15 protein-coding genes are annotated in these 14,510 nt (G+C 68.7%); 8 read left to right on the top strand and 7 right to left on the bottom strand.

The window, feature by feature from the left end:
• Positions 1-13: 13 nt before the first annotated feature.
• Positions 14-874 (bottom strand): helix-turn-helix domain-containing protein, encoded by an 861-nt coding sequence (locus PSQ21_RS33915; protein ID WP_274035210.1) that lies wholly within the window; start codon positions 872-874, stop codon positions 14-16.
• 72 nt (positions 875-946) lie between these two features.
• The gene (locus PSQ21_RS33910) at positions 947-1,942 is read right to left on the bottom strand and encodes a VOC family protein (protein WP_274035209.1); all 996 of its coding nucleotides are present in this window, start codon (positions 1,940-1,942) and stop codon (positions 947-949) included.
• A 66-nt stretch (positions 1,943-2,008) separates the two neighbouring features.
• On the opposite strand from PSQ21_RS33910, the gene PSQ21_RS33905 reads away from it, so the two are divergent.
• Positions 2,009-2,620 (top strand): TetR/AcrR family transcriptional regulator, encoded by a 612-nt coding sequence (locus tag PSQ21_RS33905; RefSeq protein WP_274035208.1) that lies wholly within the window; start codon positions 2,009-2,011, stop codon positions 2,618-2,620.
• Positions 2,621-3,124: 504 nt separating this feature from the next.
• The gene (locus PSQ21_RS33900; protein ID WP_274035207.1) at positions 3,125-3,622 is read left to right on the top strand and encodes a GNAT family N-acetyltransferase; all 498 of its coding nucleotides are present in this window, start codon (positions 3,125-3,127) and stop codon (positions 3,620-3,622) included.
• A gap of 360 nt (positions 3,623-3,982) precedes the next feature.
• Here PSQ21_RS33900 and PSQ21_RS33895 read toward each other — a convergent pair whose 3' ends face one another.
• Positions 3,983-4,186 (bottom strand): hypothetical protein, encoded by a 204-nt coding sequence (locus tag PSQ21_RS33895; protein WP_274035206.1) that lies wholly within the window; start codon positions 4,184-4,186, stop codon positions 3,983-3,985.
• A gap of 460 nt (positions 4,187-4,646) precedes the next feature.
• Between PSQ21_RS33895 and PSQ21_RS33890 the strand changes: the two genes are divergently transcribed.
• From PSQ21_RS33890 to PSQ21_RS33875, 4 genes are all read left to right on the top strand, one after another.
• Complete coding sequence (locus PSQ21_RS33890; RefSeq protein WP_337961692.1) at positions 4,647-5,081, top strand: DUF6313 family protein; 435 nt, start codon at positions 4,647-4,649, stop codon at positions 5,079-5,081.
• Positions 5,078-5,407 carry a hypothetical protein gene (locus PSQ21_RS33885; RefSeq protein ID WP_274035205.1) on the top strand — a complete coding sequence of 110 codons (330 nt, stop codon included), beginning with the start codon at positions 5,078-5,080 and terminating at the stop codon, positions 5,405-5,407. Before PSQ21_RS33890 ends, PSQ21_RS33885 begins: the two co-directional genes overlap by 4 nt.
• A complete protein-coding gene (locus PSQ21_RS33880; RefSeq protein ID WP_274035204.1) occupies positions 5,404-6,375 on the top strand; it encodes a pentapeptide repeat-containing protein in 972 nt (323 codons plus the stop codon). Before PSQ21_RS33885 ends, PSQ21_RS33880 begins: the two co-directional genes overlap by 4 nt.
• 1,411 nt (positions 6,376-7,786) lie before the next feature.
• Positions 7,787-8,086, top strand: coding sequence for a hypothetical protein (locus PSQ21_RS33875; protein ID WP_397989443.1), 300 nt, complete (start codon positions 7,787-7,789; stop codon positions 8,084-8,086).
• Positions 8,087-8,094: 8 nt separating this feature from the next.
• On the opposite strand, the gene PSQ21_RS33870 is transcribed toward PSQ21_RS33875, so the two are convergent.
• Both PSQ21_RS33870 and PSQ21_RS33865 read right to left on the bottom strand, forming a co-directional pair.
• A complete protein-coding gene (locus PSQ21_RS33870) occupies positions 8,095-9,696 on the bottom strand; it encodes an ISL3 family transposase (RefSeq protein ID WP_443334413.1) in 1,602 nt (533 codons plus the stop codon).
• Between the two features lie 699 nt (positions 9,697-10,395).
• Positions 10,396-11,361, bottom strand: coding sequence for a pirin family protein (locus PSQ21_RS33865; protein ID WP_274035203.1), 966 nt, complete (start codon positions 11,359-11,361; stop codon positions 10,396-10,398).
• Between the two features lie 147 nt (positions 11,362-11,508).
• On the opposite strand from PSQ21_RS33865, the gene PSQ21_RS33860 reads away from it, so the two are divergent.
• Together PSQ21_RS33860 and PSQ21_RS33855 are read left to right on the top strand one after the other, a co-directional pair.
• Positions 11,509-11,874, top strand: a complete 366-nt coding sequence (locus PSQ21_RS33860) for a tetratricopeptide repeat protein (protein WP_274035202.1) — start codon at positions 11,509-11,511, stop codon at positions 11,872-11,874.
• 109 nt (positions 11,875-11,983) lie between these two features.
• Positions 11,984-12,646 (top strand): hypothetical protein, encoded by a 663-nt coding sequence (locus tag PSQ21_RS33855; protein ID WP_274035201.1) that lies wholly within the window; start codon positions 11,984-11,986, stop codon positions 12,644-12,646.
• Between the two features lie 18 nt (positions 12,647-12,664).
• On the opposite strand, the gene PSQ21_RS33850 is transcribed toward PSQ21_RS33855, so the two are convergent.
• Positions 12,665-13,384 (bottom strand): 4'-phosphopantetheinyl transferase family protein, encoded by a 720-nt coding sequence (locus PSQ21_RS33850; RefSeq protein ID WP_274035200.1) that lies wholly within the window; start codon positions 13,382-13,384, stop codon positions 12,665-12,667.
• Positions 13,381-14,361, bottom strand: a complete 981-nt coding sequence (locus tag PSQ21_RS33845) for a metallophosphoesterase family protein (protein ID WP_274035199.1) — start codon at positions 14,359-14,361, stop codon at positions 13,381-13,383. The genes PSQ21_RS33850 and PSQ21_RS33845 overlap by 4 nt, the downstream gene beginning before the upstream one ends.
• Between the last annotated feature and the right edge of the window lie 149 nt (positions 14,362-14,510).

The raw sequence follows: 14,510 nt of genomic DNA, 5'->3' as shown, positions 1-14,510 counted from the left end.
CTTCGGGGGTTGGTCATGCTGCCTGGGCTGGAGGATTCTGCCTGGTGATCGGCGGGGTGCCGGTCGAGCCTGGCCAGCAGATCATCCAGGTCGGAGGTGGTGAACTTCCCCTGAGACGGCTGTGCTGTATGCCTTGGTCAACCGGTCGGCGGCTTCTTGCCGCGGGGGAGGAGCCGTTGTCGACGATCCAGAACACGCGCTTGGCGCTGGCGTAGGGCTCGCGGCTCATGACCTGGGTGACCAGATTCATGAACGGGTCGATGCCGGTGCGTGGTTCGGTGCGGCCGAACACCTTCGCGTGCTGGACGTCGTCGGCGGCCAGGTAGGCCATCGCGCCACCGCTGCCGTAGGCATACAGTTCCAGCACCCGCTGAGCCTTGGGGCGGAAGTCGGGGTCGGTGATGGAGATCCAGGAGCGATGCTGCCAGGGCTTGAACACATCCTGAGCGAGCCATCGGCGCACAGTGGAGGCGGAAAGGAAGGTCGCTATGCCGCGCGCGATGGCCTCACGTGCCAGTTCCGGGGCCGACCAGCGTGAGATCGGCACCCCGCTCTCGGCGGGCAGTCGGCACGTCAGTGCAGTGACCGAAGCGGCCCGTAATGCGGTGAACGCGCCGGGACGGCCGGAGCGCTTGCGATCCGCCAGGCTCTCCAGGCGCGCTTCGGCGAACCGGCCCCGCCACCTGCGCACGGTGTCGAGGTGCAGTCCCGTCTGACGGTCGATCTGCGCGTTGGAGCGTCCACGCGCCGCGTGCAGCACGATCTGCGCGCGCATCCCCAGCCGGTGCTCGGTCTTGTGACCGCAGGCCACCTTTTTCAGCCGGTGCCGCTCGGCGGCGATCAGGGATATTGAGCGGGCCAGAGCAACGGGCATCAAGTGAAGGCCGATCGGGAGGAGTAGATCACGACGGGTCGCTCATCGGGGTTGCCCTGCCGTGCGGAGGGGTCACCGGCGTACCTGGCTCGCCTCGCGGAAGATGATCGCGGCGCCGAGCGCAGACGCGGCGGGTACGAAGATGTTGCCCGAGTCGGTTCGGCCGAGTGGGAATCCGTTGTCGTGCAGAAGCTTCCGGGTGGCGGCGAGATCGCGCACGGCGACTGCGTAGGCGACGAATGCGGGGACAGCGGGGGCGTGTTCGCCTGGCAGGACGGTCGGGAGCTGGGAATCGGGCACGAGCGTCAGCCGGGCGCCGTCAAGGTCGAAGAACCGCGACGGCCCGTCGGCCTGCGCCGGGCTGCCGAGGTAGTCCTGGTACCTGGCCCCAGTGGCGTCGAGGTCGGCTTCCGCCACACAGGTCACGACCTCGACGAGGTCGAGGGCACCGTTGGGGTGGTCGAGCTGCCGAGCAGCTTGCACCAGCGGGTCCAGGTCTGCGACGACCCCCACCCTTCCCTCGGCCACCGTCCCCGGCCTCACGGCCGGTTCACGGCTGTCGATCTCCAGATAGCGGACGGACTCCGTGCGGGATCCGTCGGCGGTCTCCACAGCACGGTGGACGGTGTTGACTCCGCCGTGCGCCACGCGGGCAGCGCTCAGTCGTGCGGCGGCGGCGTCGATGTCGGGCGAGGAGAACATGAGGATGTGCAGGCCCTCGAAGCGTTGGAGGGACGCTGCGATATTGGCGCTGGTGTTGCTGATGCGTTCCACAAGTTGGGGCAGCAACTCGGCTGGAGCCCGCAGGGGGACGAGTTTCGCCTCGCTGGGGACCTGGGTGGCCCCTCCCTGCGGCACGCAGGTGACGAGCTCGACGAAGTTGCGCGGGAAGTCGGCGTGAGTATTCGCCGCGCCGAACGGCTCCGGGGCGGCCCCCTTGCTCAGGGCCATCGCGGGATAGGCCGGCGGTGCCAGGGTGAAGCCAAGCCGCCGATAGAGGTTGAGGGCCTCGCCCATGTCGCGGACGACGTGGCCTACGTGGTGCAGACGTCCGATGTCGTGGCTCATGCCGACCACCGTAAAAATAGCTCAACCATTTGGTCAATCTATTGTCGCTCGCGTAACATCGGCCGGGTGGACACGGAGCGCATCGACGGTCGGAGTCTTCGTTACCAGCACCGGCGGCCTGAACTCCTAGGCGCCGTCGCTGACTACGTCCTGGAGCACAGCGTCAGCGGCCTGGCAATGCGGCCGCTGGCCGACGCGATCGGGGTGAGCCATGGGACGCTGCTGCATCACTTCGGCTCCAAGGAGAACCTGCTCACGGAGGTGATCGAGCTCCTCCGGCGACGGCTGGCGGATGCCGCGGACCTCGCCGACTCTCCGCGCGATCTGACGAGCCTGACGCGCTGGTGGCGGACCACAACTGCCCCGGGCGACATGGCCGTCTACCGACTGCTGTTCGAAGTACATGCCCTAGCGGTACGGGAGCCCGAACGCTACGCCCGCTACCTCCAGCGGGCCGCCCTCGACTCACTCGCGCTGATGGAGAGCCTGGTGGTGACCGAGGGGTGCCCGGCTGATCAGGCGCCCCTGGTGGCCTCGATGATCGTGGCGCAGGCTCGCGGCCTCCAACTCGACCTGCTCGCCACCGCAGACCGGGACCGGGTCGACCGCAGCTTCGAGCTGTTCGTCGACTTGATCGGCCGACTCAGGCTGACCTGGCGCCTGGAGGAGCGAGCGTAACGGCGCAACCGCGGATGAGGACGGAGCTGGCCTGTTTGGCGCTGCACGTGCCGGGCGCGGTCTCTACCTCGCCGCGCCCGACAACCAACGCACAGGAATGCACGGCCCTGGCGCGGGAGTCAACCCCCGAAGGATTTCCAGAGCCGACCACTTAGCTTGAGTTTTGACCTCTGCCTGTTCCTACAGCGCCGGGTGCGAGGGCGAGGCAGCCCGCCGCGCTCGGCAGGCTGCCGACGAGGATCTCGCGCACGAGATCACCGTGCTGCACATCGCTGCCGCCACGCCTACGGCGTCCCGCGCATCCACGCCGAACTGCGCCGCATGGGTTGGCGGGTGAATCACAAGGCGTTGCCCCCAACGGCCTGAGTCTGTCCAGCCGCATCCGGCTAAAGGTCACGCTTGTACCCATGGGCCCCTCCGGGGTCGGGCCCGGCGAAAACCTCTGGGACGCCGTGGGTGCAAGCGCATACGCTGCCGACTCCGGAAGATGACAAGGTGGTTCGTGTGCCTGAGAAATCGATCAGCAGAGGCGCGGAGCTGACGTTCCGTCGTATTACCGCGCTGAATGTGTGTGATGTGTGCGAACTCAGCGAAACACTGTCCGAGGAGCAGCAGGGCTTCGTCGCCGACAACGGCATGTCCATCGCCGAGGGCTTCTGCTCGAGCAACGCTTGGTTCAGGGCTGTTTACGCCGATGAGACCCTGGCCGGCTTCGTCATGGTCCACATCGGGTCCGACTGGGACGACGGCATCGAGTGCCCCGGCGCCTATCTGTGGCGGCTCATGATCTCCGGCCAGTTCCAGGGACTGGGCTTCGGTCGCCGCGTCGTCGAGAAGGTCGTGGAGGAGCTGAGGGCCCAAGGTATGAAGGAGCTCTACACCAGCTACGGCGAAGGGCCCGGGGGGCCGGAGGAGTTCTACCGGCGTCTGGGCTTCGAGCCGACAGGGGGCCGGCTGGGTGACGAGGACGAGGAGATCGAGGTTGTACTGCAATTCTCGTAGCCCGCCGTCGGCAGGTGGCCGACGGGCTCTATGCCCGGCCCACGATGGCCTGCACCACCGATTTCGGCACATCCGTGAGGACGGTGAGATGGGGGTGGGTCCAGAGGGCGGGGAGATCAGGTCGGCGCGGCTCAGCACCCGATTCAGGCGCAAGATGCTGAGGCGGGTCAGGGCATCGTAGACGGTGGAGACGAAGGTTGGGCAGCTGTCCGCGATTCGCTCCGGGTCGACTTCCAAGGTGGTGAACAGGGCGCCGTTCTGGGTCAGCTACTCCAGGATGTTGCGCTGGTTGCCGGTGAGGTTGAGCGTGTAGACGGGGTGGGACATCGTCAGGTCGTCGGGGATAGTCACGCGTCGACCTCAGCGGGGACACGGGCCGTCCGGCTCACGGAACAGGGCGGTCTGTTCGTCGGGGTGGAGGACGAGTACGCGGGAGATCCAGGCGATGGCGTCGCTGCTCAGAGTGGACTGAAGGATGTCGGCCAGTCCGGCTTCAGCGTTCAGGAGGGCACCGAGGGCGTCGACGGCGGTGTCGTGGCGGGAATGGATGAGGACTTCCCGCAAGCCGACTGCACTGTCGAGGACGACGTCCAGACTCTCGTCCAGGGCGCGCTGATGCAGTCCGAGCCGGTTGCTAACGGCCTGGCCGTCAAAGTCGTGCGCGGGGTGGTCACCTCCGGGACCAGACCGCCGACCTGCGCCGCCACGCCTACGGCACCGTCCGGCCCATGTACCTCGACGGATGGTGCCCCCGCCCGGCATGGTTCCGGATCATGTGCAGCCCCTCCACGAACCCAGCCTGCGCGTCATCACCGGCGAGCCCGCCACTTCCGCCCGCGAACCCGGCCGCGCTTCCACCGGATAACAGTGCGACCCGGGTCACCCCATGAGAAGCACCCGGACCAGGAGCGGATCGTGAGCCCTTGGCGGTGGTTGATTCATTCCCTGGCTCGGCAACGCAGAGGGGGCGGCGGAAGCCGCCGTTCACCTGACTGGCAGACAACTCAGCTACTACCGTGGGCCTGTGTCCCACGAACCACCTCCTCCGCACGGCGGCGGCCCTCCGCCTCCGGGGCGGCGGCAACGATTACGGGCTCGCTGGGCAGACCGGCACGCCCTGCCCCGGTTCGGCTTCTGGCTGCTCAGCCGCGGCGCCCTCGTGCTTTCAGTGTGCGGGATGCTGTACGTCCTGAACGGGTTCCTGATCGGCTGGACGGACGCCTATGACGTGATGCTCGGCATCACCTCACCCGCCGAAGTCCGTCCGCAGTGGTGCGCCTGGCCGCTTTCCCTGATCGGCTGGGCCGCGATCCCCGCCGTCGTCGGAGCGGCGGCCGGCTACGTCATCACCGAACAGATCAAAACCCACCGTGCACGCGAGCTGAGCGAGGTGCTCAGCGAACTACGCGGTTTGGCTGTGCCTCCCAGTCCGCCACCGGCCTCCGGAGACGGCGCGTGATCACTCTGCACGACGTGCACAAACAGGGCAGCGAAGCGGTCAAGGCCGCAGTCATGGCGTTCGGTGCCCGGCACCCCCTGGACCGCACCGTCCAGCCTGCCGACCCCAACTGGCACCTGGCAGAGCAGCACTTCACGCGCCTGATCGAGATCATCATGGGGGCGGCATCCTTGCGAGACAGAGCCGCGACGGCTGTGCAGAGGGCCGAGAACGAGGCAGTCCACTTCCTTCTGTCAGTCAGTGACGTACCCGGCTACCGGTGTCCCATCTGTGTCAGGCACCAGACCCCCGTTGTGAGTCCCGGGCCTACGCTGGAGGCGACATGACGCACTCCGAAGCAGCCGAGCACGCAGACCGCCTGCGCGAACTGCTCTACCTCGCCTGCCCCGATGCCCCGGCCTGGGCTATCAAGTCCACGGCCGAAGCCATCACCCGGCACGCCGAGGAGATGCCCCGCGAACCGGTCCCCGAGACCGCCGGCCTCACCCAGCCCCGACCCGATTCGGATCCGGCTCTGTTCGAGACGGATCGGCTGCTGTCGCGCGTCGATCTGTCCGGCACGGCTCTGTCCCGCGTCGATCTGTCCGGCGCGGACCTGTCCGGCGGTGACCTGTCGAACGCCGACCTGTCCGGGGCTGACCTGACCAGGGCGAAACTGTCCCGCGCAAACCTGGTCGGCGCGGACCTGACCCAGGCGGTCCTGACCCACGCAAACCTGATCGGCGGGGACCTGTCCGGCGCGAAGCTGATCAACGCGGATCTGCACGGCGCGGACCTGACCCGCGCGAGGCTGACCAGCGCGGATCTGCACGGCGCGAACCTGACCTACGCGGGGCTGACCAACGCGGATCTGAGCGGCGCGAACCTGACGTACGCGAGGCTGACCGACGCGCTTCTGATGGATGCGAATCTGATCGACGCGTCTCTGGTTGGTGCGCATCTGGCCGACGGGGTGCTGACCGGTGCGGACCTGACTGGCGCGAACCTGACTAGCGCGGACCTGACCAGGGTGAACCTGTCCGGTGCGAACCTGATCAGCGCGGACCTGACCCACGCAAATCTGACCAGCGCGGACCTGGCTGGCGCGGACCTGTCCGGTGCCGACCTAATCAGCGCGACGCTCTTGAGCGCTTCGAACATGCGCCTTCCAGTAGGAGCGACCTGGAACCGCGAAACCATGTGGCCCGCCGAATTGGTACGAACTATTGCCGAACACTCAGACGAGGTGAGTCCGGGCGTCTACCAGGTACGCGGCGGCGGGCGGAGCTCGGATCGTGACACCGCCGGGGTGTGACAGCCCCTCACACGCAGGCTGACGTATGTGTCAGACCACGGGGCGGTCATACCGGCACGGCGACCTGGTGCACGTCGTCGCCCCTGATGCTCTCCATCATCCCGGCCCGGCCCAGTCCGTTCCCTTGGAGCCATCTAGCCCTGTTCAAGACGTTCGGCCCTCAGCTGCGTGGCAGAGGGCCGAACTCGTGTTGCTGGCACGGGGTTAGGAGAGGGGACGTACCTGCCGGACCGGTACGCGGTCGCTCTTGCGTTCGCCCGGCGGTGACGTGGCGGCACGCGAGGCGTGGGCTTGCTGACGCGATCCACGCCTACGACCGACTGGTGCCGAGTGGCACCGGGCGGCGCGGGAGCGGGGGCCGAGAAGTATGACGAGGAGCCGGTATCCGACCTCATCACCGAGGACGACACCGCAGGCGCGCGCAGGCTCCTGGTGACGCTGAAAGGCACTGGTCCCCTTCCACCCGGCAAGCCGGTCCTTCAACTACAGCGGCCGTGCCTCCTCACTCGAGATGGACACGAAGCCCGTAGCCGCCCGCGCCAGATCGCACTGACGACGCGTCCGGCCCTCACCTTCGCGCGCGTGCCCCACCACGTCGGGCCTGCTCTGCGACAACCCCCGGGGGGCCGGTACGGCTCCACCCCTCCGGCGAGCGGCCTGACGACACCGCTCGGCGGCTTTCCGGCGTGCCGGCCGCGACCCGGCGGCGCGTTGACCACGGAGCCGGGCGGGGTGCTGGTGCGGTCGCCTCCCGGGGCGGGCGGATCCGAGTGCCCGCGCGGCCTGGGAGGAAGGGTGTGCACCCGGTGAAACTGGGCAGGCCACGTCCCTCGTGCAGCACGCCTTCTCCCGGTCTGTCCCGACCGCGCCGATCGGCCGGGACAGACCGGTTCACCCGGAGCCGTGCCCGCAGCGGCTGTAACCCACGGCGACCCGACCCCGGTCCGGAGCGCTCACGTCCCCGGGCCCGGGGCTGCCTAGTCCGAGGGCTTCGTCGCCACGGAGCTGGTCCTGGCGGAAAGGGCAGGCATTGAGGTGAAATGGCAGCCATCAGGCTCTGCCGAGGGCGGCAGCCTCAAGGTTCTTCAGGTGCCGGCTGCCCCGGTTTCCTCTGAGGCGGCTTAAATCACTGCCCTTCAGTACAAGTCGCGCGAGTTGGGCCGATTCATGGCGGTCTGAGTCTGATGCGCCCTGCGACGTGCATGGCCGCGAAGGCGATGTCCTATGAGTAGAGCAGGACACGTGGCTTCATTCACTTCTGACGGCAGCGATTGTTGCTGAGTTTCGGACAGCAGACTGAAGTCAGCACGCGCATGAATGTTCACATGATTCGGTTCTGGCTCACTTTCCGTGGAGGGCTGACTGAGTGTGATGTCAGTGGTGTGTGGTGGGATGGCCGGACTCTGCTGCCGTGACCTGCTGGGAGACCGCGTTGATGCCCGTGTACTCATCTCTGACCCACGCCTTGGCCGCGGCCTTGGTCGATGTCCTGTGGTTCATCGAGGGCAGTGAAGACGAGCAGGTGGATCCGGATGACGCAGTCAAGGTCCTGGAGGGTGTCGCCCACCTGGTCAGCAAGCTGTCGAGTGACCAGCGGAGCGAGCTGATCGGCCTGCTCGGGACGATGGCCGAAGCCGAGTCAGACCCCGCGCGGCGGGAGTTCCTGGAAGGGTTTCCGGAGGGCTTCGGCCTCGTTGATGATGCGGTCTGACCTGTGCTTCACGAGTAGAGCAGGACGCGCTTGCGGAGAAGATGGAAGCCGGCCCGGCCGAACATCTGACGTTTCAGCATCTTGATCCGGTTGACGTGGCCTTCGACAACCCCGGAGTTCCAGGGCAGGGTGAGGCCGGCGATGACTGCATCGCGGTCACGGTCGATGCCTGCGGCGAGGGTATGGAGGCCAGGGAGGTTGTCTCGCCGGACGGCATCGAGCCACTGCGGCAGCCGTTCGCCCTGGCGCTCGGTGAGCATCTGCGCGAAGCAGCGGACGTGGCCTGTGAGGGCGTCCAGTTCAGGGCAGTGGACCAGAACGGCCTTGAGCCGAAGATGCTCCGTCTCGGTGAGGGTCTCTGGCCGGCGCAGGATCCATCCGGCGACCGCCCGGGGGGACGGTGGCCGCGCTGTGACGAGGCCGGGTGAGAGCCGCTTCTCCCGGAAATAGGCGCGAACCCGCTGGTAGCTGCCCTGATAGCCGAGCGGCACGATCTCCTCCCACACTCTCCAGGCGTTCGTGCAGCCTTGGTTCCAGCGGTCATCCAGGTAGGGCTTGAAGTCGTCGAGTTTGGATGGTCGGCCCTGCCACTGCCCTTGGAACAGGTCCTCCGGGGTGGCTGCGTCGGCGAGGAGCTTGACGGTGCGGGAGGTCATCCGGAGTTGGCGGCCGATCGCCCTCCGGCTGATCCCGGCGGCCAGCAGCTCGTGGACGGTCGCGTGGTTGGCACGGGTGCGGTCAGCGAAGCGGTGTCCCCTCGGCCAAGGCGAGCCGGAAGGGTCTTTGAACTTCTCCGGCTCGGGGCCAGGCTGGGCCGGATCTGGTACCAGGACCTGCAGGCATCCGCGGTGGTCTGCGACGCACCGTTCTGCAGCCTCGCTCAGGTTGTGCCAAAGATGCCACCTGTCCGCGACCTGCACCGCCTGCGGTGCTCCGGCCCTGGCACCTTCGGCGAAGAACGGCGCCCGATCGCGGCAGACCACCTCCACCCCGGGCCGCTTCGCGAGCCAAGCCGCGAGGCTGGACGCCTCCCGGTCGGGCAGCAGGTCCACTGGACGCCGGCTCTCGACGTCGACCAGGACAGTCCCGTAGCGACGCCCCTTGCGGGTCGCGTACTCGTCGACGCCGACCACCCGCGGGGCTGGAACCTCGGGGTCGGGCAACGCTTCGACCAGCCTGAGCACCGTGCTGCGGCTAACGGACACGCCGAAGAGGCGCGCCAGGCGGGCACCGGCCCGACCGGCGAGCGCGAGGCCGACTGCGGCCAGCGTCGACCGCAGGCGCTCGGTCCGTCGGCCGTACCGACGGGTCAAGCCGGGCAGCTGTTCGGCGAAGGTCCGCCGCCCGCACGAGATGACCGGGCAGAGGAATTTGCGAACGCGCAAGCAGAGAGCGACCTGTCTGCCTCCACTGGGCACATCAGCGGGAAATCGCAGGTAGGAGCTGTGAATCCGCCGTGACCAGATCCCGCATCCGGGACAGATGGCCCCGGGCACCGTACTTCGGGCCTCTATACGTACCGCCTTGTCGTTCACGGCGACGGACAGCACCGTCACGTCGGCGATCGACGGGAACAGTAAGCCCTCCAACCGGAGCACCATTTCTTCCACGGGCCGAACTGTCAGCTACCCCGCACCCGGTACGGGCCAGTTCCGGGCAAGTTCCTCAGGGCCCACCCGCCCGACAACCGTCACGCAGCGTGCATGCTCCACGGAAAGTGAGCCAGAACCCATGATTCGGTTCTGGCTCACTTTCCGTGGAGGGCTGACTGAGCGTGACGTCAATGGCAGTCCAGGCCGTGAGCAACGGACAGGCGGAGTCACACGCCCACGGCTTCGCTGCGACGTCTGATCCCCGTTCTCTTGGCGGCGCCGGGAACTGCTGCACAGGTAAGTGACGCCTGACCTCGCTGCCTGGAAGTTGACTGGGCCACTTCCGGAACTCGTCGGTGAGCACCCGCCGGAACCAGCCGATGCGCACTTCCCGGCTTCGGCGAGGGTGGTTCGGAAGCCGGCCGGACGAGTTCGCGCCCGGGCTCTGCTGGACCCGCTCACGCTTCAGCGGATCCGTCCGGGACAGGTTTCCGGCATACGGCTACCACCACCTGACAGGAAATCAGGAAAGTCAGCAAGAGGTCAGCACCGATCCGATCGAACCCTGACACACACGCTCAAACACGAGACTCGCCGCGCCTCCTCCCACATCCAATAGACGCCCGAGCACTCTGCACCAGGACGGAAGGCGGATCGGTGCCCAGTATGGCGGTCGCCAGTGGAAACACGACCAGACCGTCCATAGGTTTCCGCAGGTCAGCGCAGTCGTCCGCGTGGCTTCAGCGGGGTCGCGGGCAGTTCGGGGGCCGACAGACGGGCGCCGTCGTAGCCCTTCACCTCACCGAAGCGCGTGCCGTTCATCCAGTCGTCACGAGCCTGCGCGATGTCCTCCTGGGACCGTCCGATCCAGTTCCAGAACATGACGAGTTCCTCCTCGAACGGCTCGCCGCCCAGGAGCATCAGTCCGGCGTCGGAGACGGCGCGCAGCGGCAGTTCGGTGCGGCCGCAGCCGAGGTAGAGCATCGAGCCGGGGAGGACGGGGACTCCGTCGACCTCCGCCTCGCCCGACATGGACAGGACCGCGTACTCGAAGTCGGGGTCCAGGGGCAGACGAGCCCCGGCGCCACCCGCCAGGGCCACGTCGGCGCCGACGATCGGGGTGTACGCGGTGCCGGGCGAGGCCGCGCCGTCCAGTTCGCCCAGGATGACGGTGGCGGTCACGCCGGGGGCGGTGACCACGGGCAGGTCCGTGTGGTGCTGGAAGTGCGGCTCGATGTCGCGGTGCGCTTCCGGGAGGGCCACCCAGAGCTGCGCTCCGTGCAGCAGCCGGGCGTGTTCCTTCGGACTCTCCTCGGAGTGGCTGATGGCACGGCCCGAGGTCATCAGGCCCAGTTCCCGAGGGCGTACCGTCTGCAGGCTGCCGAGGCTGTCCCGGTGGAGGACCTCCCCGTCGTGGAGCCAGCTGACGGTCTGGAGACCCATGTGGGGATGGGGCGGGACCTGCATTCCGGGCTCGTCGGCGATGTCATCGGGGCCGTAGTGGTCCACGAAGGCCCAGGCGCCCACCATGCGCCGGCCGAGGTTGGGCAGCAGGCGGCGGACCTCGGTGGCCTCGCCGAGCTGGACACGGCGGGGAGCGAGAAGCTCGCGGACGGGCTCGGCGACGACGAAGCCGCGCCCTCCGCAGACGGAGGGCGCGGCCTGGTGATCGAGATTGCTCATGACGCTCAACCTATTCCCGTGGGAGCGTGGGGCAGCGGGTCCCACGCCAGAATTTTAGTGGAATGTTCAACCATTGTGCGGTGTTGTCATGGCTGAACGTACGGCGGGGCGGTCCGGAGCCGGCCCGCACCACACGAAGGAGGACACGTGAGCGAGACCGAGACCTACTACGAGTTCGGCACCGCGGCCGACCGGTGGGACCGGGCGCGGATGTTCTTCGAGTCCAAGGAGTACCTGACGGCCGCGCGCATCCTGGGCGGACTCGTCGAGGAAGCGCCGGAGCTGGTCGCGCCGCGGCTGCTGCTGGCCCGCTCCTACTACCACTCCGCCCGGCTGGGAAAGGCGGAGGAGGAGCTCCGGGCCGTTCTGGAGCTCGACCCGGTGGAGAGCTACGCGCGGCTGATGCTGGGCCGAACGCTGGAGCGCCAGGGGCGGCCCGCCGACGCGGCGCCGCACCTGCGGATGGCCGCCGCCCTCACCGGCGACTTCGGCCCCGAAGCCGCCCGCTCCTGAGTCGCCCCGCGCGACCGGCCGGGCCCGCGCCCCTCGGTGCGGACCCGGTCTCCTTTACCCACCGGTACGGGCATCGGACAATGGAAGCTCCAGGACGAAGGGGTGGGAGATGCACGGATCCAGGAGTGCCGGATTAGGCCGGGCGCGGTCGGCCGCGCTCATCGGGCTGGCGGTGGCGGTCGCGGCCGGCTGCTCCGGCGGCGATGACGGAAGGAACGGGAAGGCGGCGGATCGGGCCGCTCCCCCGCCGGGCACCCACAGCTGGACCGGCAGACCGTGCGATCTCCTCATGGACGCGGCGCCCGTCGAGGGCTTCACCCTCGGCGGCACCACCGACTCCGCCTCCTCCGACGCCCGGGAGGACATCGGCGAGAGCGGGGCGCGGGCGCTCTACCGGCAGACCGGCTGCCTCGCGGAGCTGAAGGCCCCCGACGGCATGCTCTGGAAGCTCATCACCAGGGCCTCGGTGTACGAGGACAGCGAGGCCGCCCGTCACGCGTACCGTGTCAAGGAGGACCTCGACCGCGCCCACGGGCGCGGGCCCGAGGAGTTCCATGACGCCGCCTACGTGATACCGGCCGACGACCAGGGCCGCCCCGGACGCACCCTCCTCCTGTGGAACGGCGACCTCGTGCTCACGGTGTCCGCGTTCGCACCGCACGGGAGCACGGAACAGGACGTGCGCAAGGGCCTCGAACGGATCGTCCGCGACACGGCACACCGTACGGAGGAGGGGCTGCGCGATCACGACGCCCCCTCCCCCGCGCCCTGACAACCCGCTGACCGGTCGTCACGCCTCTTCCTTTTCCCGCCAGTCGGGCTGGACCAGCACGGCCGTGGCGACGATGCCGTCCTCGATCCGCCAATGGCCGTGCAGCGTCGTCGGCAGGGCCGGGTCCGTGAGGAGCAGTCGCGCGGTGAACGTGCCCCCGGCGGCGGTACCGCCTCGAAGTCCGTGATCGCCGCCCGTACCGTCTGTCCGGTGGAACGTCAGATCCGCCTGACCGAAGTCGAGTTCGATCCCCGTGATCGGGTACCAGGTCTTGAAGACGCTCTCCTTGGCGCTGAACAGGACACGGTCCCAGTGGATTTCGCCCGTGCCTTCCGGCGCGGGCGGACCGATCCGCTCGCATTCCGCCGGCAGTGTCACCAACTCCCGTACGCCGGTGGGGAGCGGAGCATGCGGCTCCGCGTCGATGCCCAGCGACAGCACGTCCGCCGCGCGGGCCAGCGCGGCCGCCCGGTACCCCTCGCAGTGGGTGAGGCTGCCGACGATCCCCTCGGGCCACAGCGGTCGGCCCCGGTGGCCGTGGAGGACCGCCACCGGGGGCAGGCCGAGTCCGGCCATGGCGCGCCGGGCGCAGGCGCGGGCCGTCGCGAAGTCGTTCCTGCGTTTGGCCACGCTTTTCGCGACCAGGGCCGCCTCCTCCGGGAAGAGGGTTCCGTCGGGGACGGTCTCGGCGCGGGTGGCCGCACAGGAGACCTCGGCGGGCAGCAGTCGCTCGATCACGAGGAGCCTCCGGGGGTGCGCCGCTGTGCGGACGGTTCGGCGTCGGTCCGGGCCGGTGGGGCGGGTTCGCCCTCGTAAGGGAGGATCTGCCGCAGCAGCCCGCGGGGGTGCCCCCGCTCGCGCCACTCCCTGGGGTAGCCGATGGAGACCTCCTCGAAGCGGACCCCGTCGTACCAGGTCGTACGGGGGATGTGGAGGTGGCCGTAGACGACGGCGGTGACGTTGAAGCGGCGGTGCCAGTCGGCGGTGAGTTCGGTGCCGCACCACTGGGCGAACTCCGGGTACCACATCACCGACGTGGGTTCCCGGACGAGCGGCCAGTGCCCGGCGAGGACGAGGGGTATCTCGGGGTCGTGCTCCGCGAGCCGGCGTTCGGTCAGGGCGACCCGGGCGCGGCACCAGTCGTCCCGGGTCGGGTAGGGGTCCGGGTGCAGGAGGTATTCGTCGTTGCAGACGATGCCGGACTCGTGCGCGACGGCCAGCGACTCCTCCTTCGTGTGTGTTCCCGGGGCGCGGAAGGTGTAGTCGTACAGGAGGAAGAGCGGCGCGATCGCCACTGGCCCGTCCGGGCCCGGCCAGAGCGGGAACGGGTCTTCCGGAGTGGTCACGCCGAGGTCCCGGCACAGCTCGACGAGGTGGTCGTAGCGGGCCTGGCCGCGCAGCCGGACCGGGTCCTTGCCCAGGGTCCACAGCTCGTGGTTGCCGGGGGTCCAGATGACATGGGCGAAGCGGTCCGCGAGGAGGCCGAGCGTCCACCGGATGTCCTCGGGCTGCTCCGCCACATCGCCGGCGACGATCAGCCAGTCCGCGTCGGACACCGGGTGGAGGGACTCCACGATGCGCCGGTTGTCGGTGACCGCGGCGTGCAGGTCGCTCACGGCCAGCAGACGGCCCGCGCCCTGCTGTCGGCGCCCGTCGCCGGGGGCGGGAACTGCGGCGGGAGCACCGTGCGGTGCGGGGTCGCTCGGATGCGTCATGGGCGCTGTTTCCCGATCTGTCGGCAGTGGTCCGGCTCCGTCCGCACGGTGGGGAGCCGCTGGAAACGTAGCCTCTCACGCTCCCGTCACGGTTCCCCCGGGGTTTCGGGCGACGGACACGTCAACCGGGTCTGTTCCTGCTTGTGACA

It is taken from the genome of Streptomyces sp. MMBL 11-1, from assembly GCF_028622875.1.
Taxonomy (GTDB): Bacteria; Actinomycetota; Actinomycetes; order Streptomycetales; family Streptomycetaceae; genus Streptomyces.
Note: the sequence above shows the minus strand (reverse complement) of the source record. Positions and strands in the feature narration are given on the sequence as shown.

Excerpts from the sequence above, each read along its gene's own strand:
- PSQ21_RS33915 (WP_274035210.1), bottom strand. The coding sequence starts at position 874 with ATGCCCGTTGCTCTGGCCCGCTCAATATCCCTGATCGCCGCCGAGCGG.
- PSQ21_RS33910 (WP_274035209.1), bottom strand. The coding sequence starts at position 1,942 with ATGAGCCACGACATCGGACGTCTGCACCACGTAGGCCACGTCGTCCGC.
- PSQ21_RS33880 (WP_274035204.1), top strand. The coding sequence starts at position 5,404 with ATGACGCACTCCGAAGCAGCCGAGCACGCAGACCGCCTGCGCGAACTG.
- PSQ21_RS33865 (WP_274035203.1), bottom strand. The coding sequence starts at position 11,361 with ATGAGCAATCTCGATCACCAGGCCGCGCCCTCCGTCTGCGGAGGGCGC.
- PSQ21_RS33855 (WP_274035201.1), top strand. The coding sequence starts at position 11,984 with ATGCACGGATCCAGGAGTGCCGGATTAGGCCGGGCGCGGTCGGCCGCG.
- PSQ21_RS33845 (WP_274035199.1), bottom strand. The coding sequence starts at position 14,361 with ATGACGCATCCGAGCGACCCCGCACCGCACGGTGCTCCCGCCGCAGTT.